Source organism: Streptomyces griseoloalbus, assembly GCA_014650015.1.
Lineage (GTDB): Bacteria > Actinomycetota > Actinomycetes > Streptomycetales > Streptomycetaceae > Streptomyces > Streptomyces griseoloalbus.
Map to the genome: position 1 here is coordinate 1 of BMUD01000043.1, position 20,654 is coordinate 20,654.

Genomic DNA, 20,654 nt, shown 5'->3' on the forward strand with positions numbered 1-20,654 from the left:
TGGTCGGCGCGTTCACGGACCTGAGGCTCAGTGCGGTCAAATCGCGCGCAACTGGCGCTCCCACCTCTCCACGGCCAGCGCGTCGCAGTGCTCGCACAGAGATCGGGACGCAGTGATCGCCTACTTGAAAAAGATTGGCTACGGGCACCGACTGCAGACGAATTTCCACGGAGAGAGCCATGTGGAGACGAAGCTGGCTTACAGGATGCTGACGAGCAGCGTCGAACACGCAACCGTCGTCATCAACAACAGGGGCGTATGCACGGGCAGGGATAGTTGCACCGAACTTGTTGAGGCCATCCTCCCCAAGGATAATACACTGACCGTATACTATCCTGGAGCGGAAGAACCCATAAGGCACGTCGGTAAAGGGCCAGACAGGCAATAATGATCGTCGAATTTTGGATCAACGGGCAAATGGGGAGAGCTTCTACTCCAGGCGAAGTGGAAATCGCTATTAGTCGAACGCTGACTGAGCTCGAATCGGAGCGGAAGGTCCCCGTCGGGTTCGATCCAGGAACAACTGCGTCGTTCCACGTCTTCGACCTACCGGCAGGAGCAGCGGTTCCAAACTCTCTAACTGTCGGAATAAATCGGACCACAGGATACGGCGGGATGATCTGGTGGGGTGAGCAGATTCCAGAGCATCCAGAGCAGTTCTATTGGGTAACCAGGAGCGGGCAACCGCCGGATGTCGACCCTAGGGTTACGGCAGACCCCTGCTTTCCGCTGTGGTACGACAAGCGAAATGTGGTGCCCATGCAAAAGGTTAAAGATGCTCTTGAGGAGTTCTGCTTTAACCTGGGGAGGCGTCCAGCCGCTGTCGAATGAGAGCCAAGTACAGTGAACGGTAAACCATTGGACTCGAGCAGTTATTAACCAGAGGCACTGATGCCGGGCCGCGCCTCTTGCGGCCCGGCATCTTTAACCTCATGCTTTCACGAGGCGGCCTGTCCAGTGGTTGAAACACGGCCCACCAGGGTGCACCGGTCGGCACGGCCGCAGCGAGGCTCAGGAGCTGTTGTCGCACGTGTGTCTTGCACCAGCCTTCCAGGCGTCTTCGCATCGCGGCCACCACCGCCCCGGCCCCGACACCGGCCGGATGGGGTTCTCCCCCACGGCGGCATCCAGTACGACGCCCCCGGCCGGGACTCCAACAACTGCTCCACGGGCAACACCGACGACGAATACCTGACGATCAAGAACTACTCGTCCTCAGCGACGGTCAACCTCAAGGGCTACATCGTCAAGGACGCCGCCGGCAACCGCTTCACCTTCACCGCCAGCCACTACCTGCAGCCCGGCGACTCCATCAAGCTGCGCGGCGGCAACGGCACCTACTCCGACTCCAAGAACGTGGTCTACCGTGACAACTGCAACTTCCTGTGGAACAACGACAAGGACACCATCTACCTGTACAAGCCCTCCGGCGCCCGCGCGGACGTGCACTCCTACACCAAGCGCGACAATGACCGGGACGCCAACGGCTACATCAGCTACCACGGCTGACACCCGAAACCACCCGCCGGCCCGCCGTGATCTGCCGCCCACCCCCCCCGTGTACGCAAGGAGCATCCCCTCGTCTGCGGGGAGGACACGGAGTGGAGAAGGTCGTGATCCTCGGTGAACGGAACACCCCCGCCTCGGCGGGGAGGGCGTGAGCCGGTCCTTGCCCCGTGATCTCGACGGCCGGAAACCCTCGCATCGGCGTGGAAGACGAGGGCTCGCCGACGCCGGGGTGACGCGAGCGCTGGCCGTCCGGCGCCGAAGCAATCGGAACACCTCCGTGTACGCGGGGGTGTTCCGGCCCGCCTGACGCTCCCACAGCCGCGATCCGGAGTCCTTTCCGCCGACGTGGGGGTGTTCTGCAGGTCATGCCATCATCGGCATGACCTACGGCGTCCTCCCCGCCGGCGTGACGGTTGGGGTCGGCACTGTGGTCAGGACGCTGCCGCGAGAGCAGGCGAGGGCCTGGCCGGGTGGGGTTGGGCCCGCGCGGCGGGGCTGCCCCCGCTGCCGGACGGCCTGTGTGGTGCGACCCCCGACCACGACACCACCCACACCGCCCGCGCCCTCGACCGCGCCGCCGCCTACTGGGCAGGGCTCCCTCGCCCCCGCCACGACGCGGCAGCCGCCGGTCACCTCCGCGCTCGGCGACGGCAGCGACGAGGACGCGCCCCGGACACCACCCGCGGCGGAGCCGTCGTCGCCGCAGCTCTGTCTGCTGGTGGTGGCCTCGGCTGACCCGGGCGTCCCTGAAGTGGGCGGGTGGCGGCACCGGCCCCGTGCAGCTATGTGGCATCCGTTTCACGGGCAGCGGTCGCGGCGTAGTCGGTCGGGGTCCGGCCGTAGTACTTGCGGAAGGCGCGGGCGAAGTGGCCGCTGTCGGCGAACTGCCAGCGGGCGGCTATCTCCGTGACGGTCATGCGCCGGTGCGGTGCGACGAGCTCGCGGCATGCCTCCTCGAGGCGGCGGCGCCGGATGTAGGTGCTCAGCGGTCGGCCTTCCCTGGCGAAGGCCCGTTGGAGGGTACGCGGGGAGACGTTCAGCTCCCGGGCGAGAGCCGAGGGGGACAGGCCGGGGTCGGTGAGCCGGCGGTCGGCCAGGTCCCGCGCGGCTTGGGCCAGGGCCGGCGACAACAGGGGCTCCACGTCGTCCAGGCCGCCCCCGGCGGCGGCCCGGGCCAACTCGGCCAGGGTGCTGCGGGCGGCGTCGACCCCGGCCGGCCCGAGACGGTCCAGCATCCGGCCCACCATGGCGGCGTGCGCCGTCAGCAGCCGCACCTCGGCGGTGTCGGCCGGACCGGAGGCCGGACCGCCCCGTCCGGGCCGCACCTCTGCGGCGGGCAGGACGAGTACCTGCACGAGGGTGTGTGGCGCCGCGGAGAATTGGGACAGCATTCCCGTCTGTACCAGTAGGCGGCCGGCCGGTGCCGTGTGCTCGGCTCCTCCCGGTTCCTCGAACCGCCAGGTCCCCCGGTGGACGATCCACAGGCGTACGTGATCGTCGGCCCCGACCCGTCGGCCCGCCGTTCGCAGGGCGGCCGCGGTCTCGAAGCGGTTGAACATCATGTCCCGCACCCGGAACCCGCGGGACCGCGCCGAGAAGCCGGACACGGTCGTCCGGCGGAAGGGCGCCAGCGCGAAGGTCTCGCCCATCCGGCTTCGCCACTCGTGTGCGAAGTCGCTGAAGGCGTTCGCGCCGCTCACGTCTGCTGAGAAAGTGCCGCTCATCGTTGTCGCGAATCTCCTGTTCGGGCTGACGCACCGATCCGAGGCGCCGAGACCACACGCGTCCTACCGTTGTTCCGGCATGCATCGAAGATCCGACATCCGCAGTTCGGAATGTCGATACGAGGGTAACGAGGTGGCGAATTGAGCACGCTCGCGATCGTGGGCGCAGGCCCGCAACTGGGGCGCGCGATCGGCCGGCGGTTCGCCGCCGAGGGGGTCGACGTGGCGCTGATCGCCCGCAGCCGTACGACGCTGCAGGCGGTGGCCGACGACCTGTCCGACACGGGCGTGCGGGCCGAGGCGTTCCCCGCCGACGTGACCGACCGTCCCGCTCTGCACGCGGCGCTCACCGCCGCCGAGGAGCGGCTGGGACCGATCGACATACTCGAGTACTCGCCCGCGCCGTCCCTGGCCGATCTGCGCCGGGCGCCGCTGGTCGAGGCCACGAAGGTCACCGTCGACTCGGTTTTGACCCAGCTGGATCTCTACCTGCTCGGCGGTGTCGCGGCGGTGCAGCACGTCCTGCCCGGCATGCTGGAGCGCGGCACGGGGACGATCCTGGTCAGCAGCGGGGCGGGGTCGGGGCCGGTGATCGCCCCGCAGGTGGCGAACGTCCAGATCGCCACCGGCGGGATGCGCAACTGGATCCTCAACCTCCACGCGGCGCTCTCCGGCACCGGCGTCTACGCCGCGCACGTGGCGATCGCCGCCTTCATCGGCCAAGGGGGCCACGAATCCCAGCCGCAGACGATGGCCGACGCCTACTGGCGGCTGCACACCGAGCGCACCGAAGCCGAGCTCGTCATCCAGGACCTGCCGGACGACTACCTGGAACGGGGCCTGGCGGACAAGTTCGTCGAGTCCTGAGCCGCTGACGGCTTCGCGGGTCGTTGTCAGGCGCGTGAGATCGGGACCCGGCGCCGTGGGCGCCGGTCTGCCGCATGGCCAAGTCGCGGTTCACCGCCCCACGGCCCGGGAGATCGCCAGGCCCGCCGTCCGCAGCGCCGTCCGAGCGGCGGCGGCCCGGGTTCCGCCCTCGTCGGGGGTGACCAGGGACAGCGCGCCCAGCGCGTCACCGTGACGGTCCAGGATCGGGGCGGCGACGGTTGACATGGTGGTGGGCCCGGAACGCAGGGGGTTGGGCACCGTCATGGCACAGACGCCCTCCGTGCGGACGGCGGCCATGAGCCGGCGCAGGAGCGCCGCGTCGTTCGCGTCGGCCAGCGCCTCCTCCCGCACCCGCTCGGGGGCGTGCGCCAGCAAGGCGATGCCGATGCCGGTCCCGGTGAGGGGGAGGCGACCGCCGACCCTGTACTTGACCGCTGCCGAGTCCCGTGCGGACAGGCGCTCGACGAGAACGGCCTCGTCGCCGTCGCGCACTGCGAGGAGGATGTGCTGGCCGGTGACCCGGTGCAGGTCCTCCATGAACGGCAGCGCGGCGGCGCGCAGTCCGTGACCGCGGGGCGCCAGTGAGGCGATCTCGAGGAGCTGCAGGCCGACGACGAAATCGCCGTTGTCGCGGCGTTCGAGGGCGCCCACACCCGTCAGCTGGGCCGCGATCCGGGACGTGGTGCTCTTCGGAAGCCCCGCCCGAGCCGCGAGCGTGTGGAGGGTCAGGCCCTCCCCGGCCTCCGCGAAGGCGCCCAGGACCCTGAAGGCCCGCTCCAGGATCGGTTCGCCGCGGGGCGGCCGTCCCGAGCGAGGGGTCTGTACTGGCGTTCCACTCATCGGAATCGTCGGTGCGCGTCGGCGGCCACGGTTCGAATACTAGCTCCGTGACTCGCCCACCCGATGACCGGTGGATGCCGGTGCTGGTCGGGTTCGGGCTCAAAGACCAAGGAGACAGCAATGATGGCCGATCCCGCGCTGCGCGACGTCTACGTCCCGCACGCCTATCCCGAACAGCAGGCCGACCTCGGTGAGATCACCATGAACTACGCCGAGGCCGGTGATCCGGACAAGCCCGCCGTGCTGCTGGTCCCCGAGCAGACGGGCTCCTGGTGGGGGTACGAGGAGACGATGGGCCTCCTCGCGGAGGACTTCCACGTCTACGCCGTCGACTTGCGGGGCCAGGGGCGCAGCAGCTGGACGCCGAAGCGGTACAGCCTCGACAACTTCGGCAACGACCTGGTCCGGTTCATCGCACTAGTGGTGCAGCGACCCGTCGTCGTCGCGGGCAACTCCTCCGGCGGCGTCCTCGCGGCCTGGCTGTCGGCGTACGCCATGCCCGGGCAGATCCGGGGTGCGCTGTGCGAGGACGCCCCGTTTTTCGCGTCCGAACTCGTCCCTACATACGGCCACTCGGTCCGCCAGGGGGCGGGCCCCCTGTTCGAACTCTTCCGCACGTACCTCGGCGACCAGTGGAGCGTGGGCGACTGGGAGGGCTACCGCCGCGCGGCCGGCGCCGCGTCGTCGCCGATGGCGCGGCACTTCGTGGCAGACGAGATCCCGCAGCACATGAAAGAGTACGACCCGGAGTGGGCGCGGACCTTCTGGGAGGGGACCGTCGGACTGAACTGCCCGCACGAGCGCATGCTGAGCCAGGTCAAGACGCCGGTACTCCTCACGCACCACACGCGCGGCATCGACCCGGAGACCGGCGACCGGCTCGGGGCGCTCTCCGACGAGCAGGCCGCGCAGGCCAGGCGGTTGATGGAGTCGGCGGGGGTGAAGGTCGACTACGAGTCCGTGCCGGACGCGTTGCACGTGATGCACCAGCTCGACCCGGCGCGGTACGTCAAGATCTTCACCCAGTGGGCGGCCACGCTGGCTGAGTGACCGGCGGCCGCGCCGGACGCGTCTACAAGGCGGCGAGGAGAACCAGGCGTATTGACCCGCAGGCTTGTTGACGCTGCTGATGGGTGGCTGGCCATCGAGCGCGGTGTGGCACCGGTGATAGTTGTAGGTGTGCAGGAAATCCGCCAGGCTTCGGTGCGTTGAGCGTTGCTGGAGTACGGGCGCACGTACGCCCATTCGTCGAGCAGGGTGCGATCCAGGCGCTCCACCTTGCCGTTCGTTTGCGGACGGTAGGGCCGGGTGCGTTTGTGGATGATGCTTGCGGCACTCAGGGTCTGTCCGAACAGTGTGGATCTGTGGCAGGAGCCGTTGTCGGTCAGGACGCGTTCGACGGTGATGCCGTGCTCGGTGAAGAAGGTGTTCGCGCGCTGCCAGAAGGCGGCGGTCTCCTCGCGCTCGTCCGGTCAGGACCTCGCGTAGGCGAGCCGGGAGTGGTCGTCGACGACGGTGTGAACGAAGCTGTAACCGATCACCGGGCTTCCGCCTTTACGCGCGTCGGTTGTGGCCTGCCGGTTGGCCATGGCCTGTTGTCGGGGCATGGTGCGGTGGCCACCGCCGTCGGGGATGTTGCCGGGCTTCTTGATGTCGACGTGGACGAGTTCGCCAGGGCGGAAGCGTTCATAAGGGCGGATGACCTGTCCGGTGGGCCGGTCCATCCAGCGCAGCCGGTTCCGGCCGTGGCGGGTCAGGACGCGGTGCACTGTGGAGGCGGGTATGCCCAAGACCGGGGCGATTCGTGCTGGGCCGAGCTTCCGCTCGTGCCGCAGCGCGCAGATCCGTGCTTCGGCAGCCGTGGGGGCGCGGTGTGGGGTGGTCCGGGATCGGCACGGATTCACCTGCCGACGCCCCTCATAGGCTGCATTTCCCGGCGGCGAGGGCCGTGATCGCGCACTCGGCGGCGTGCCGTGCCGCGAGCGCGGAAGGGAAGGGCCCGCAACCGTGGGAAGCGCGGCCGGTCGGTCCGTTCGTGATACGCCACTGCCAGGCAGTGTGTGCGGCAGGGGGTGAGGGGTGGTGCCAGACGGGCTGTGCGGAGGAGGTTGGGTTCTCCGCGTTCTGGACCAGTACGTCGTGGACCACTCCGCCAATCACGGTAGAGGAACGCCTCACGTTATCGTCGGTGCTCCAGGCCAGGGGCGTCGGGGAGGACTCCGACACTTCCAGGAGGACATCGGCGAGGTCGGCCAGAGTCCGATACAGCGCGGCACGAGCCGTGTCGCTGTGGTGACGGCCCCACCGGCATGGGGTCCGTTCAGCGATTTCGTCCACGATGACCTGCGCGGCGATGTCGTCCAGAGAGTCCGGCTGTTCGAGGCGATCTCGCGCCAGAGATGCGGTGGCGCCCCACGCGAGGTCGTCGCGGGTCATGGCGGTACAGAGTGCCAGCGTCCACAGGTCGGCGGGCCCCAGGTCGTCGACCGTGTGCTGGATGCAACGGGCGACCGCGTCCGACAGGGGCGGGACGTGGGCGTTCAGGAGGCCGGCGCGCACCTCGGTGGCCGCGCTCACGTCGCCCGGTTGCAGCGCGCCCAGCGGCAGCGAGGTCGCTGCGTGCAGTACGCGCCCGTAGACGCGCCGTGCCGGATGAGGACCGGAGGGCGGTGCAGGGCGCCCTGACAGGGAGCACAAGGCGTCCAGCAGTTTCACCGGTGCAACCCTCAGGTTGACGCACGCTCTCGACAGGCGATCATCCATCGTGTCCCCCTCCTCTTTCAGGGATGGAGGCCGGTCTGGCGCGGTCCCGGGGGCCGCGCCAGACCGGCCTTGCCCTGTAGCCGAGTCAGTCGTCCAGGACTGCCAGGGCGTCGATCTCCACGAGCAGTCCCGGAGGGAGCTGCATGTAGACGGTGGTGCGGGCGGGGAAGGGTTCGCCGATGGCCGCCGCGTACGCCTCGTTCAGCTCGGGCAGGTGGGCGGGGTCGGTGAGGTAAGCGCGGAGCATCACGACGTCCTTCGGTCCGGCGCCGGCCGCCTTGAGTACGGCGGTGACGTTGCGCAGGGTCTGCGTGGTCTGCTCGGCGACCGTGGTGCCGACGACCGCGCCGGTGGCCGGGTCGAACGGGAGTTGCCCGGAGACCTGAAGGATCGGGCCCTTGCGGATGCCCTGGGACAGCGGGGCTGCCGGAGTGGGTGCGTTCTCGGTGGTGATAACGGTTTTCATGGTGTGTCCTTGACGGAAGGACGCACAGAGCGATCTGTGCGACGGGGTCAGGCCCAGGCCTGTCGTTCCTGGCTGCGGGGGTCGTCGACCTGGGTCCACTCGGCGTCGATGTGCATCGTGGTCCGGCGTGTGGTGTCGTACTGGTCCCAGCCGGGGTTGCCGGTCCTGGCGAAGCGGATCCAGGCCTCGTGCGTGCGGGTGGCGAGGTCCCCGGGGGGCTTGTCGGGGCCGAGCAGGGCGTCCTCACCTGCCAGCTGCGGGAGTTCGGCGATGTCGAAGACGAAAGGGAGTTCCATCGTGTGGGTGGCGCCGAGGTCTCCGCTCAGGGCCTGGGAGCGCCAGGCGAACTCGTAGCTGAATGTGGCGGACTGGGGGTGGGCGGCATGTGCGCCGACCAGGGCCCAGCTGCCCGCTCCGAACAGCGCGTCGCCCATGATGGCCGACCGCAGCTCACCGAAGGACGCCTCGGGGCGGGTGGTGCGGTACGTCTCCACGAGCTGCGCGGGCTTCGGGTGCGAGTGCGCCGCCGTATCGTCGACATCGTCGGCGGTCGAGGTGGCGTACTTGTCCACCGGGACCAGGTAGAGGTTTCCCTCCTCGGTGTTGGTCCCGATGAGCAGGTCGACATCAGCGCTCAGGCCGGCGCCGACGGAGACGGCAGGCTGTGTGTCGAGCACCAGGCTGAAGGGGCTGAGGCCGATCAGCGGATCGTGGTGTGTCTCGGTCTGCAGGTCGATGCCCGCGAGCCGGCAGGCGGCCTCCACCAGGCGCTCGTCGGAGATGTCCGCGAAGGCGTCGGTGTGCGGCTCGATGCCCAGTTCCTCGGCCGCGGCCTTGGTGACACGGGCGGCCTGCTCGGAGGTGAACGCCCCCAGACCGCTGCCGCTCTGCACGATCGCCCGGCGGAACAGACCGGCGGCCTCAGGGGTGGCGAGGATGCCGCCGACGACGGTCGCCCCGGCCGACTGGCCGAAGAGGGTGACGTCGTCCGGGTCACCGCCGAAGGCGGCGATGTTCTCCCGCACCCAGCGCAGCGCCGCGACGACATCGAGCAGGCCGCGGTTGGCGGGCGCCCCGGGGATGTCGAGGAACCCGGCGATGCCCAGACGGTAGTTGAGTGTGACCAGGACGACGCCGTCGCGGGCGAAGGCGGAACCGTCGTACAGCGCGGACCGCGTTGATCCGGCGACGAACCCGCCGCCGTGGACGAACACCATCACGGGCAGGCCGCTGTCCGCGGTGGTGGGCTGGAAGACGTTGACGGTGAGGTAGTCCTCGCCACGGCTCCAGCCGGCGCCGAAGTAGGGGGCCATGTCGATGCTGCCGAGCTTCCGCTCGGACTGCGGGGCGTTGGGGCCTGGCACGGTGGCGTCCCGTACGCCGTCCCAGGGCTCGTGCGGCTGCGGCGGGGCGAACCGGCCGGCGCCCATCGGAGGAGCGGCGTAGGGGATGTTCAGGAAGGTGGCGGTGCCGTCGTCCTGACGGAGACCGCGGACGGCTCCCTGTGCGGTGGTGACGACGGGCTCGGGTTCGTGGCTCACAGCTATGCCTTTCCGGGGCGTCAGCCCTGCTCGGAGTACGGGGCGAAGGGCGCCCAGCCCTTGATGCGGAACGTGTTGCCGTTACGCGCGATTTCGGCGGCACCGTGACCACCCAGGTGCGCGGGGATCAGGAGCGCGTTGTTGTCGGCCGCCCAGCCCAGCACCTTGCGGCGGGTGGCGCGGGCGCCCGCGGGGTCCTCGCAGAAGCAGCTGTTGGCGTCTGGCTCGATGATCTGCACCGGGTTGTGCAGCAGGTCACCGACGAACACCGCGCGGTCCGTCCCGGAGCTGAGGGTCAGCACGGAGGAGCCGGGGGTGTGTCCGGGAGCCGCGTCCAGGCGCAGGTCGGCGTCGATTTGATGGCTGTTCTCCCACAGCAGCGTCTGGCCGGCCTGGTGCACCGGGGCCACGCTGTCCTCGAAGACGTTCTGGTTGCCGCGGCCGGGCAGCGGCTCGTGGCCGTTTGCCGGGTTCCAGAAGTCGAAGTCGTCCTTCGGCATCAGATAGGTGGCGTTGGGAAAGGTGGGAACCCAACTCCGCCCGTCCAGGTACGTGTTCCAGCCGACGTGATCGATGTGCAGATGCGTGTTGATCACGATGTCCACGTCCTCGGGCTGGACACCTGCCCGGGCGAGGTTGGCCAGGAAGTCCGTCTCCAGGTGGCTCCAGACCGGCGCGTACGGGCGCTCCTTGTGGTTGCCCACACCGGTGTCGACGAGGATGGTCTTGCCTCCGCTGCGCAGCAGCCAGGTCTGGATCGCGGAATTCACGATGTTGGTCTCGGAGTCCAGGAAATGCGGGGCCAGCCAGTGGACGCCGTCCTTCCAGACTTCCTGCGAGCTTTCCGGGAAGAAGGCGTGGGGCTCCATTTCGACGGACCCGCAATATTCCCAGACGCGGGTGATGGAGACGTTGCCGAGCGTGATCTGTTCCATGTGATTTCCTTGGAGTTCGTAGGGTTTACCCAACCGTACGAGCGGCTTCAGCGGGCGCGGTATCCGTCACGTGACTGCACCGGTGCGCACGGCTCTGAACAGGGACTTTTCCTCTTTTTGGCCAGGTGAAAGGCGAGGCGGCTTTTCGTTTCCAGTTCCGTTCCCGGATGCCTTGTGGATGAGCGCGTGGCTACCTCGCCGCGTTCACGAGACGGCAGCCGGATCCGTATGCCCGCTTGTCGGCCGTGTCGTGCGCGGTGGCTGTCCCTGCCTTTCACACCGACGGCTTTGATGCCTGCAAATCAGCAAAATGCAAGGGTGTGCGGTCACCCCGTGATGCGTTCTGGCGGGTGTCAGACGGCTTGGGCGTTGCATTGGTCCTCGAGATCGACGCAGCGCACCGCGACAACCGGGGCCGGCCCGTGCGGCGATGGGATGTCAACGCTCTCGGGCGGGACCATGGTGGTGCGGCCGGGGTCCGGGACGAGCGGGTCCGCAGCTCGCACCAGCGCGGTCAAGGTCGCGTCACAGCAGGAGCAGGATCAGGAGGACTGGGCCGTCTCCACCGACCAGGGCGGCGAGGCCGTAGCCGAAAATCACGCCGACGACAGTGCTCGCCAGCCGCCGGGCACTTTGCAGCAGCACCTCGCCGGTGCTCTCGGTCCTGATGAAGACGACCCGTGCGGTCACTACTGCCCAGTACCACAGGTGCGGAGACAGGAGATGACCGCCCGCGACTGCGAGGGCCGAGGCTCTTGTCACCTGGACCGCCTGGCGGGTGGCTTTTCGCTTCAGGCTGTTGGTGTCTGTGTCCCTGCGCGGTACCGCACCCAAGGCCGATGGGGCGGCTTTGTAAGGAGGTGTCCCGAACCCTGCTGGGCGGCCGCGTGGGCCGAGAACCCGCAGGGCTGTGGTGAGTTCGTCGACCGCTAGGAAGCAGTCCTGCACATGTGCGGAGCCGGCCGGCCGGTTCGCCGGGCCGTCTTCGTCCCTCTCCTCGTACTGTTCGGATGTGCGGGCCGTTCCCGCGGTGACCCGGTGCCCGAGAGCCCGGATCCGCTGCGCGAGCCGCTGCCGCGCCCTTCGTTCCGCCAGATCGTTGCGGGCCGCCGGTGTGCGGACCGCGCGGACGGTGAGTACGGCCAGGCGCTGCGCGGTCACCTCCACACGACCAATGTGCCGCAGCGGGGCCTCGGTGCCCTCGTCGACTGCGCCCTCGTCGAAAAAGTCCTCGATCAGCAGCGCGGCTGCGTGCAGTCTGTCGAGGCGCTCCTGCAACAGACGGCTGCGGGTGCCGTCGTCCTGCCCGGTGGCGACCATCGAGGCCGTGTCCCGGAGGACGTCGTACAGACGCACGCCGAATGCGTGCCGCAGCCGTCTCAGAGCTCCAGCCGCCGTGACGGGGCCGACGCAATACCACACGGTCGTAACGGCCCCGAAAGCCACGAGTACCGATGCCCCGAGTTGCGGAAGCTGGTCTGCTCAGGCCTGGACGAATTGAGACAGCAGGAAGAACATGAACCCGAAGATCCCCAGGCCCAGCCCTCGTGAGCCGAACCGGCGGGCCTGAACGGCGAGGTAGATCACCACCAAAAAGATCAGCTTGGCTGCCGTCGGGTACGGCGTCAGCACAGCTCCGGCGGCCAGGGACGCGAGAGAGAGCGGAGCGCCCAGCCCGAGGGTGATGAGCTGGTTGCGCGGATGCAGGTCGCTGATCGCCAGTGACGTCGTCATCGCGGTGAAACCGCCGACCACCAGCACCGTAACGGGCGCTCGCAGTGCTGTCAGCACGGCAAGTGCTGCGGCTGTGCCGAGCACGGCGCGCATCGCGGAGGTCAGACGCGTGAGCCCGGGGTCAAAGGCGGCGAAGCGGTCCCACAGTGCTGCCGTTGTCCTTGCCACCATGGCGCTCCGTAGGTCCTTTCGCGGGTGCACGACCGCCAGGGGTGTCTCGAGGTTCTGGCCGGCCACCGCCCGCTTCGCCAGTCTCGGTACGCGGGGATCCCCTCCGGTATGCGTCAGGTGACTGCTCTCGGAGGTTCTGCAGCACGCAGGTGGAGGAGCGTGGGGTAGCTCGCAGTGGTCTGGACGGTGAAACGAGACAAGGCGTCCGTTGTCGGCATTGACGACCGCGCGGCGCCGGACGGGTCTGTACCCGTGGACAATGGCTTACGGTTCAGGGGGCCAGGCAGTGCACGGACTTGGGACGGACAATCGCCAGGTGGCCGAGGGGCACTCGACACCCGGAGCGTCTTCGTCAGGCCTCAGGTTTCCGCGCCCTGCGCGTTCGCTCGGTCGTTCGCCCGTTCAAGAGCTGCCTCGTGGGCCGACTCTGGATCGGCCATGCCCAGCGCGGTCAACACCCGCGAAAATGACAATCCTAACGAGCTCGTGCATGGTTCGCGCGGGGCATGGCGACGGGGCATGCGGGGTGTTGCTCACCCTGCTGAGGCAGGGTGCGGTGACGGTCGACGGATGGACGCGAGTCCCGCGACAGCGGGGACGAGTTCGTCGAAGAGTTCGCGTCGGCCGTGGTGGTGGGCCAGAGCCCGCCAATTGTTGAGGTGGGCGATGCCGTGCTCGACGCGGGCCGTTGCGATGAGTGGGCCTTTGGTTGCTGGGTGAACCCGTTCTTCCCACCAGGTCGGGGCGTTCTTCTTGATTTTGCGGTGCGGTGGTGTGATCACCTGGCCGACGGTCTGGGGGCCCAGCCCTTGGTAGCCAGCATCCGCGAGGATGCGCAGGCCTCGGTGTCTGCCGAGTAGTTCGACCAGTCCTTGCGTCGTGGGCTTGGGTGATGTCTGGGCAGCTGCCAGGCTTGAGTGCGCCGCCGGACAGCGGCTGCCCATGGGTATCGGTGACGGCCAGGACTTTCACCGCGTTCTGCCCGCTCTAGCCGGAGATGTAGCGGTCGCGGCCGTCGGTGCCGTGGACGGGGCGACGGACGCGGATCTCGGTGGCGTCGATGATGGCGCTCTGTCCGCTGGCGCCGAGATAGTCGACAACAGCAGCAAGCGTGTGCAGTCGGATGGCCGCTACGACCACGCAGCCACGCTGGGCCAGCAAGGGGCGTATCTCGCCGATCGCGCGGGTGTTGGCGGAGCGGTCCACCCCGAACCAGCAGGCCAACACGGAGTGCGTTACCCCGTGACGGAAGTGGACGAGCATGGCGAGCAGCCGGTCGACGAAGACCAGCTTGTAGTGGGCTCCCGCTCCTATCGCTCGTCGCCTGGGACGTCCCGCAAGGTGCCGGTGCCACTGGCGGCCCACAACGGGCCGGTCTCGGCGGCGAGTTCAGCAATAACGTTCCCGGCCAGACCAGTGATCCGCGGACCATTGACGATCACCGCACGGGCAACGCTCCCCATGGCACGACCATGCCGCCCCGCGGCCCAGACGCCAACCATGCACGAGCTCGTTAGGGTCCGTCATCACTGATCTTGTCCAGAGTAGGAATGACGCGAGACTGACCGCTGCCTCGTAGGAGGTGACGGTCTTGTCGTATCTGGTGGCGATGCCGCGGAAACCCTTGAGGCGGTTGAAGCACCGCTCAACTACGTTGCGAAGCTGATAGATGTGACGGTCGAATGCCGGTGGCCGCCCGCCGTGACGGCCGCAGTTGTGCCGGAGGGCTCACGGCCCACCGGGGTGGGTCCGGATCGCTTCCAGCCCGCCGATGACCATGGCCACGGAGAACTCGGTCGCGGTGGCCAGGTCGTAGCTTGAGTGGTCCACCGATGCGGTGTAGGCGGGAAGGGTCTTGCGGATGTGGTCGGACATGGCCGGCGCCGGCAGTCCCTGGGCGAGACCGAATGCCTGGAACTCGACCATGGCGACGACCAGGCGTAGCTGGTCCAGTCGGAAGCCTCCTTCGATCAGTGCGGCGAACATCGGCTCGTAAACCGCGATGGAACGGTTGCAGGCCACGGCGGTGGTGGAGAGGAGCGGCAGGATGCGTCGGTGCCTGGCGTACAGGGTGGTGAGCTGGCGCAGGAGGTTGGCCACGGCCTCGCGCCAGTCGTGCGCGGGTCCGAGGGGTTCCATACGTTCCAGCATCCGCAGCCGGGCGAGGTCGATGACCTTCGCCCGGCCTGTGACATGGGAGTAGAGCGATGACGGGGCGACGCCGAGGTGCCGGGCAAGCTGAACCATCTGGATGTCACCGGTGCGGTCGACGAGTTCGATCGCGCCGTCCGCGATTCGTGTCGCGGACAACAGCGGCGTCTTCGGCCTGGCCACGCCCGGTGCCCCCACTTCCTGTCGAATGCCCTTCAGCGCAGCAGGTAGCCGCGCTCCTCCAGCGTACGGCGCAGGTTCTCACGCCCGTCCATGTAGTCCAGGCCCATGCCCACCACGACGGAATGGCTCCATGTCTTGTCACGCAGTCCGTACTCGGCGCGGAAGTCCTTGAACGCGGTCTCGTAGTCCTCGATCCATTCCTCGGTCGGCCGTGTCCGGTAGCGCTCGCGGTGCAGCACGACGTCCTGCGCCGGGCGGGGATGTACCGCGCTGGGGCGGTGCGGGTCTGGGGTGCCGATGGCCATGCCGAACACGACATAGGCGTACGAGGGAAGTCCGATCAGGTCGGCGAGCTCCTTGGCATGGTTACGCAGCGAGCCCAGGTACACGCCTCCCAGGCCGATCGCCTCTGCCGCGACGAGACCGTTCTGGGCAGCCAGGGCCGCGTCGATCGACGCCATCAGGAAGGCGTCGACGTAGTCGGTGACGAGGGGCTTGCTGCCCAGCTCGACGCTGATCGCGTGGTTGCGCGACATGTCCGCTACCCACAGCAGCACGCTGGGGGCCTGGGCGACGAACTCGAACCCGGTGAACTCCACGCCGTGTGTCAGCCTCGCGAGCTCGGCCTTCGTCTCCGGGTCCGAGACGGCCACGAGACTCCACTGGTGAAGGTTCGACGATGTGGACGCCGACTGGGCGGCTGCCACCACCGTCTCCAAAGCGCCGTTGGGCAGCGGCTCGTCGGTGAACGCGCGCACTGAGCGGTGCGCGAGCAGCGCTTCGATCTGCTCGTTCCAGATGATGTTCTCCGGCGTCGCTTGCTGCCCGTAGCGGGCTTCCAAGAGTGCGTCCCGCTGCCACGAGTCGGTCATGGCTGTCCTTCCGTTATCCGAATCAGATTCGGTTTCGGCAACCACCAGCCGGCCGGGTTCATTCCCCGCTGTTCTGGCCTGTCGGCAAGAAGCTGGACAGGGCCCTGAGCCAAGGGCTGCGTACGGCTTCCGTCGAGGTGGAGGGGAGTCGTCGGACGAGTAGGTGAGCAGCCGGTGTCGGCGGAGTCGTCGGCCCGGGCCCGGACGATCTGGAGCTGCGTGATCCGCAGCTGCCAGAGCATTTCGCGGGTGGTGTCAGGGCTGGTGGTGTCCGAGGGTGTCACCGTGGTCGTCACCAGGAGCCCGAGGCGGCGACCGCGATGTGTCTCTTGCGGCCGTTGATTCCCTTTCCGGCGTCGAAGCCGCAGGCTCTAGAGTCGCAGGGGCATCGTCGTGGCCGGTACGGACCCGTCGGCGGAGCTGGTCGGCCGACAGGTATCTGCGCCGGCGTATTCGATTCCTGGGAGTCGGGCCGAATGTCCGAGTCCCGAGTGACGAGCTGTGCGGCACCGCGATTCATGTTCCCGCCGCCGCGTCGGCAGGATGGGACCATGATTGAGATCCGCACACCCCGTCCTCTGCTGCGCCGATGGCTGGACGACGACGCTGTCCACCTGTCCGAGATCCATGTCGGTCCTGCGGTGATGCAAGGCATCGGCGACGGCAGGCAACGCTCCCCCGGGGCAGACTGCCGGGGACATCGAGGCGTGGGACGAGGAAGGCTTCGCTGATCGGCCGTGACTTCGCGGCCGCCGCCCCGGGGCGGAATCTGGTCGGTGTCATCACCGACATCCCCACCAACGAGGGCTGGCTGTATCTGGCGACGTGGCTGGACCTGGCGACCCGCGAGATCGTCGGCTACTTGATGGCCGGCCCTCACCGTGCATCCCCCGTGGTCGACGCACTGACGATGGCACCGGCCGCAGAGGCCTCCAGCCCGGCTGCATCGCGCACTCGGACAGTGAAAATGTGAAGTACCGGATATTCCGGGCCTCTTGACCCGCACAGCGATGGACGCGCCAGGATGCGGGTGCCGGGATGCTCTCGCGGCCTCCTGACCCGCACTCCGATCGACCGTGCTGTCCTTCCTCGGACTTGTCGGTGGCCCGGGAGCATCCCGGCCAGGCGCTCGCCTCGCCTAGGGGAGCGTCTTCGCGCTGCTGAAAGCCGAGATCGGCACCTGCCGCCGGCCCGACCGGACCACGGCCCGCGCTGAGATTCTCACCTTCGTCGAGACCTTCTACCACCGCAAGCGGCTGCGGAGGCATCCAGTGTGGGCTACCTCACCCCGCTGGAGACTCGGCAGCGACACGAGCAAGAACACGCCCTCGCAGCGTAAGCATCGAGTGTCCACTATTACGGGGAAACCGCACTCAGCCCTGGACGCCGGTACCCGACAGGATGCCTTCGACCACGTCGCGGAGCTGTGAGCGGGCGGTGATGCCGAGCTTGGGGAACACCCGGTAGAGGTGAGAACCGACCGTGCGCGGTGAGAGGAACAGCTTTTCCCCGATCTCACGATTCGTCAGGCCACGGGCCGCCAGCTGGACGATCTGCTGCTGCTGGGGGCTGAGTTCGGCGAAGGCAGTGGGTACGAGGTCGCCGGCCTCGATGCCGGCGGCGCGGAGTTCTGCCTGTGCCCGCTCGCCCCACGGCCGCGCGCCCAGCCGCTGGAAGGTTTCGAGGGCGGCGCTCAGCAGCGGACGGGCCTCGGCGATACGGCGCTGCCGCCGAAGCCATTCCCCGTAGTCGAGCTGTGTCTGCGCCCGTTCGAACGGCCACTGCTCACCTGCGGGTTCCTTGAGCGCTGCGCGGAAGAACAGCTCCGCGTGCTCGGGTTCCGCCAGCAGGGCGCGGCCCCGGTCGATCAGTGTCCTCACCCGTGCCGACATGCCTGTACCGAGGCGCCGCGCCGACCGTTCCAGTAGCTCTGCGGCGTGCTCCTGTCGTCCTCGGCGGACGGCGGCCGCCGCCAGTTCGGCCAGGAGGGTGTAGGAGACGTGGTAGTGGACCGGATCGCCGTCATCGGTGAACGCGGAGCGGAACTGCGTGTACGCGGTGTCGTAGTCGCCCTCGGCCACGGCCGCCATCCCCAGGGCCCGACGCGCAAAGACCGCGACGGAGCGGCTCTCCAGTGGATCGACGAGAGCCAGGGCTCGTTCGACGAGCCGGCGTGCGGTGGCCGGGTCGCCCAGCAGAGCGACCACCGTGGCATCGAGTGTGTGAGCACACGCCTCGGCATGGTCGAGTCCGGCCGACGATGCCATGGCCGCGATGTCAGTCGCCACCGAGCGGGCCTCGGCCCATCGGCCCTGCTCCAGGCGGGTCCAGCCGGCCGCGCATCCCAGTCCGTCCGGGAGCCATCCACGGGCCTGCCACTGGTCGAACGCCTCGCCGAAGGTCCTGGCGGCGAGGGTGGTCTGGTCGAGCAGCCAGGCGACGATGGCCAGCGCGGTCAGGCGACTGGCGTCGCCCTTGGCCTTGGCGATGAGCCCGGGCAGGGCCGGTGTGAGGAAGGCTCCTGCGCTGCTGGGGTCGGAGACGGCCAGGACCCAGGCGCGCAGCGCCGCTGCGGCGGCATCGTCGGGCATGCGGGAGAGCAGGCTCTGGATCTGTCGCTGCTGGGACTCCTCGCCCGAGTAGTAACGGACCACCGCCGCCGCGGCCAGCGCGTCGAGAACGAGGGGCGACCGGGCGTCCGTCGCCTCATCGGCAACACGCATGAGCAGAGCGAAGGCTGCTGTGTGATGGGAGCCCAGGGACATGAGCTGTCCGGTGGCCAGCGCGGCTTTGCCCAGCAGTGCCTGGTCGTCGGTGCACTGGCGGACTGCGGCGGCCAGTTGTTCCACCCAGCCGAGTTGACCGGTGAAGACGGCGGTGGTGGCGGCTTCGGTCAGAAGACGCGCCCGGTCCTCGCGGCGCGGGCTGAGTTCCGCGGCGCGCTCCTGGGCCGCGGCCGCGGCCGCGAAGCCACCCCGGCGCCGGGCCCGGTCGGCCGTCTGCTGCAGTGCGGCCGACACGTCCTGGTCGGGGCGTACGGTCGCGGCGGCGAGGTGCCAGGCGCGGCGGTCGGGCTCCTCGCGCAGCAACTCCGCGAGAGCGAGGTGGGCCCGGCGGCGTTCCTCGAACGACGCGGCATGGTAGACGGCGGAGCGGATGAGCGGGTGACGGAAGGAGATCCGGGATCCGTCCTGGCGTACAAGACCGGCCCGGTCCGCGGGTACCCATGCCTCGTCGTCCGCCTCGGGAAGTCCCACGGCCGCCGCCGGAGCGTCCGCCGCGTCGGCGGCCGCGAGCAGCAGCAGGATGCGGCGGGTCGGTTCCGGCAGGTCCGCCGTGTGCCCCGCGAAGATCCGCTCCAGTCGGTCGGTGACCGGCAGCGGGCCCTGCACGCCACTGCCCTCGGGGTGCCGGATCGCGGTGGCGTGGGTCAGTTCCACCAGGGCCAGCGGGTTGCCGGCCGCCTCCTGGAGGATCCGCACCCGGGCTCGGCCGGTGGGCGGCGTGGGTTGCCGGTCCAGTAGTAGGTTGGCAGCCTCAGCGTCCAGCGGGCCGAGTTCGAGGCGCTCGTATCCCTTGTCGAATCCAGGCAGGGCGGCCGCGGTGCGGACTCCGACCAGCAGCGTGACAGGCTCGCTGTCCATGCGTCGCGCCACGAACGCGAGAACGTCCAGTGATGCGCGGTCGATCCACTGGGCGTCGTCGACCACCACCAGCAGCGGGGCGGTTTCCGCCAGGTCCGACAACAAGGTCAGGACCGCCAGACCGACGAGCATTGCGTCGGGAGTTTCCGCACACTCTTCGAGCCCCAGGACGGCTCGGAGCGCGGAGCGCTGCCGCGATGGCAGTCCCTGCGCTTCAGCGAGTACCGGGCGCAACAACTGATGAAGACCGGCGAATCCGAGGTGCGCCTCGGATCCGCTCCCCACCGCCCGCAGCACTCGGCCACCCGCGCCCCGTGCGCGATCGGCCGCGAGGTCGAGCAGCGTGCTTTTTCCGGCACCGGGGTCACCCGTGACGATCAAAACGTCGCTGTGGGACCGGTCAGTGCCCACACGCCGGATGATTTCTGCGGTCTCGGCTTCTCGGCTCACCACCGCCGGACCGGAATCACGCGTCGAGCGCTGGTCCCCACGAGCCCTTCCATCGTTTTGCACAGATGCTCCAAGGAATCGAGATATCCCAGACACTAGCGTGGTGCTACGGCGGCAGCGCCGGCGGCGGTATCGAACCCAGCTCAGAGCACTCAGAGCGCAGTCGTCGTCCGGGGCACCGATGCAGTCACGTGACGCATACCCCGGCTGTTCGTCGAGCCGCAGAATCGTCAAGCGGGCACGGCCGCGTCTTTTCGGGACGGCGGGCAGGAACGGCCGTGCGTCGCCGGTGGTGTCGTGCCATCGACGACGAGGATCGCATAAGCCGACACCCTGACCGGAAGGCGCTGTCATGGTTACTGGACGCTCGTGGCTGGTCGGCTCGGGTCCGTACGGCATGCGGTCGCTTGTACGCCACTTCTACGCAGTCGACTTGATTGGGGACGTTTATGAGAAGACCCGGGTGGCTGACCGCGCTCGTCTTAGCAGTGACGCTGATGACGGCAGGGATGGCGGAGCCGGCCGAGGCGGCGGGGGAGGCGTGTGCCACGGCTGGATCGAACTTCGCCAGCCAGCCGATCGCGGAGAGCACGGCGGCGTTGCGGATGGGATGCGCCCGCGACGCGGGATCGCTGCGGCCGCTGGCGGACAGCGACACCGACATGGTGGCCGCCATCGACTTCAATACCGCGCAGCGGCCGGACGAGTGGCAGCGGCAGATGTCGCAGATGGTCAACACGGTGCGCGCCGACAAGGACAAGGGGCGCACGCTCAGCGAGTCCT

18 protein-coding genes and 2 pseudogenes are annotated in these 20,654 nt (G+C 68.7%); 6 read left to right on the forward strand and 14 right to left on the reverse strand.

The features are described 5' to 3' along the window. The 3 genes from IE178_RS34330 to IE178_RS34340 form a co-directional block, all read left to right on the forward strand. Positions 1-388: DddA-like double-stranded DNA deaminase toxin (locus IE178_RS34330; RefSeq protein WP_318280405.1), on the forward strand; the 388-nt coding region annotated here is incomplete at its 5' end. Beyond that, positions 388-831: an Imm1 family immunity protein gene (locus IE178_RS34335; RefSeq protein WP_193514978.1), complete on the forward strand. Its 444-nt coding sequence runs from the start codon at positions 388-390 to the stop codon at positions 829-831. The genes IE178_RS34330 and IE178_RS34335, both read left to right, overlap by 1 nt. Before the next feature lie 201 nt (positions 832-1,032). Then, a complete protein-coding gene (locus IE178_RS34340; RefSeq protein WP_193514979.1) occupies positions 1,033-1,509 on the forward strand; it encodes a lamin tail domain-containing protein in 477 nt (158 codons plus the stop codon). Between the two features lie 782 nt (positions 1,510-2,291). Here IE178_RS34340 and IE178_RS34345 read toward each other — a convergent pair. Further along, complete coding sequence (locus tag IE178_RS34345; protein WP_193514980.1) at positions 2,292-3,233, reverse strand: helix-turn-helix domain-containing protein; 942 nt, start codon at positions 3,231-3,233, stop codon at positions 2,292-2,294. Between the two features lie 141 nt (positions 3,234-3,374). Here IE178_RS34345 and IE178_RS34350 point away from each other — a divergent pair, with 141 nt between their 5' ends. Continuing rightward, entirely contained in the window at positions 3,375-4,100 is a 726-nt protein-coding gene (locus tag IE178_RS34350) for an SDR family NAD(P)-dependent oxidoreductase (RefSeq protein WP_193514981.1), read from the forward strand. A 90-nt stretch (positions 4,101-4,190) separates the two neighbouring features. On the opposite strand, the gene IE178_RS34355 is transcribed toward IE178_RS34350, so the two are convergent. Continuing rightward, positions 4,191-4,961: an IclR family transcriptional regulator gene (locus IE178_RS34355; protein ID WP_193514982.1), complete on the reverse strand. Its 771-nt coding sequence runs from the start codon at positions 4,959-4,961 to the stop codon at positions 4,191-4,193. A 120-nt stretch (positions 4,962-5,081) separates the two neighbouring features. Between IE178_RS34355 and IE178_RS34360 the strand changes: the two genes are divergently transcribed. Beyond that, the gene (locus IE178_RS34360; protein WP_184766579.1) at positions 5,082-6,011 is read left to right on the forward strand and encodes an alpha/beta hydrolase; all 930 of its coding nucleotides are present in this window, start codon (positions 5,082-5,084) and stop codon (positions 6,009-6,011) included. Positions 6,012-6,059: 48 nt separating this feature from the next. Here the strand turns inward: IE178_RS34360 and IE178_RS34365 are convergent. The 12 genes and pseudogenes from IE178_RS34365 to IE178_RS34415 form a co-directional block, all read right to left on the reverse strand. Next, positions 6,060-6,853, reverse strand: a pseudogene (locus tag IE178_RS34365) (IS481 family transposase); the annotation flags it as partial. Between the two features lie 25 nt (positions 6,854-6,878). Continuing rightward, positions 6,879-7,724: a hypothetical protein gene (locus tag IE178_RS34370; RefSeq protein WP_318280406.1), complete on the reverse strand. Its 846-nt coding sequence runs from the start codon at positions 7,722-7,724 to the stop codon at positions 6,879-6,881. 85 nt (positions 7,725-7,809) lie between these two features. After that, the gene (locus IE178_RS34375) at positions 7,810-8,190 is read right to left on the reverse strand and encodes a RidA family protein (RefSeq protein WP_184766580.1); all 381 of its coding nucleotides are present in this window, start codon (positions 8,188-8,190) and stop codon (positions 7,810-7,812) included. Positions 8,191-8,237: 47 nt separating this feature from the next. Beyond that, complete coding sequence (locus tag IE178_RS34380; RefSeq protein WP_193514983.1) at positions 8,238-9,731, reverse strand: carboxylesterase/lipase family protein; 1,494 nt, start codon at positions 9,729-9,731, stop codon at positions 8,238-8,240. A 20-nt stretch (positions 9,732-9,751) separates the two neighbouring features. Then, complete coding sequence (locus tag IE178_RS34385) at positions 9,752-10,666, reverse strand: MBL fold metallo-hydrolase (protein WP_193514984.1); 915 nt, start codon at positions 10,664-10,666, stop codon at positions 9,752-9,754. Positions 10,667-11,191: 525 nt separating this feature from the next. Beyond that, positions 11,192-11,986, reverse strand: a complete 795-nt coding sequence (locus tag IE178_RS36480) for an FUSC family protein (RefSeq protein ID WP_318280407.1) — start codon at positions 11,984-11,986, stop codon at positions 11,192-11,194. 162 nt (positions 11,987-12,148) lie between these two features. Beyond that, on the reverse strand, positions 12,149-12,571 hold the full coding sequence (locus IE178_RS36485; protein ID WP_318280408.1) for a hypothetical protein: 423 nt from the start codon (positions 12,569-12,571) through the stop codon (positions 12,149-12,151). A gap of 987 nt (positions 12,572-13,558) precedes the next feature. Further along, a complete protein-coding gene (locus tag IE178_RS36490) occupies positions 13,559-13,936 on the reverse strand; it encodes a helix-turn-helix domain-containing protein (protein ID WP_229876431.1) in 378 nt (125 codons plus the stop codon). 150 nt (positions 13,937-14,086) lie between these two features. After that, positions 14,087-14,281, reverse strand: a pseudogene (locus IE178_RS37030) (IS5/IS1182 family transposase); the annotation flags it as partial. Between the two features lie 18 nt (positions 14,282-14,299). Continuing rightward, the gene (locus IE178_RS34405) at positions 14,300-14,881 is read right to left on the reverse strand and encodes a TetR/AcrR family transcriptional regulator (RefSeq protein ID WP_229876435.1); all 582 of its coding nucleotides are present in this window, start codon (positions 14,879-14,881) and stop codon (positions 14,300-14,302) included. A gap of 56 nt (positions 14,882-14,937) precedes the next feature. Continuing rightward, on the reverse strand, positions 14,938-15,777 hold the full coding sequence (locus tag IE178_RS34410) for an NADPH-dependent oxidoreductase (protein ID WP_184766584.1): 840 nt from the start codon (positions 15,775-15,777) through the stop codon (positions 14,938-14,940). A 1,373-nt stretch (positions 15,778-17,150) separates the two neighbouring features. Further along, complete coding sequence (locus IE178_RS34415) at positions 17,151-19,934, reverse strand: helix-turn-helix transcriptional regulator (RefSeq protein WP_193514985.1); 2,784 nt, start codon at positions 19,932-19,934, stop codon at positions 17,151-17,153. Between the two features lie 425 nt (positions 19,935-20,359). On the opposite strand from IE178_RS34415, the gene IE178_RS34420 reads away from it, so the two are divergent. Further along, on the forward strand, positions 20,360-20,654 hold a 295-nt coding region (locus IE178_RS34420; protein WP_193514986.1), incomplete at its 3' end, for a hypothetical protein.

Excerpts from the sequence above, each read along its gene's own strand:
- IE178_RS34335 (WP_193514978.1), top strand. The coding sequence starts at position 388 with ATGATCGTCGAATTTTGGATCAACGGGCAAATGGGGAGAGCTTCTACT.
- IE178_RS34370 (WP_318280406.1), bottom strand. The coding sequence starts at position 7,724 with ATGGATGATCGCCTGTCGAGAGCGTGCGTCAACCTGAGGGTTGCACCG.
- IE178_RS34385 (WP_193514984.1), bottom strand. The coding sequence starts at position 10,666 with ATGGAACAGATCACGCTCGGCAACGTCTCCATCACCCGCGTCTGGGAA.
- IE178_RS36485 (WP_318280408.1), bottom strand. The coding sequence starts at position 12,571 with ATGGTGGCAAGGACAACGGCAGCACTGTGGGACCGCTTCGCCGCCTTT.
- IE178_RS34355 (WP_193514982.1), bottom strand. The coding sequence starts at position 4,961 with ATGAGTGGAACGCCAGTACAGACCCCTCGCTCGGGACGGCCGCCCCGC.
- IE178_RS36480 (WP_318280407.1), bottom strand. The coding sequence starts at position 11,986 with ATGGTCGCCACCGGGCAGGACGACGGCACCCGCAGCCGTCTGTTGCAG.
- IE178_RS34410 (WP_184766584.1), bottom strand. The coding sequence starts at position 15,777 with ATGACCGACTCGTGGCAGCGGGACGCACTCTTGGAAGCCCGCTACGGG.
- IE178_RS34360 (WP_184766579.1), top strand. The coding sequence starts at position 5,082 with ATGATGGCCGATCCCGCGCTGCGCGACGTCTACGTCCCGCACGCCTAT.
- IE178_RS34345 (WP_193514980.1), bottom strand. The coding sequence starts at position 3,233 with ATGAGCGGCACTTTCTCAGCAGACGTGAGCGGCGCGAACGCCTTCAGC.
- IE178_RS34375 (WP_184766580.1), bottom strand. The coding sequence starts at position 8,190 with ATGAAAACCGTTATCACCACCGAGAACGCACCCACTCCGGCAGCCCCG.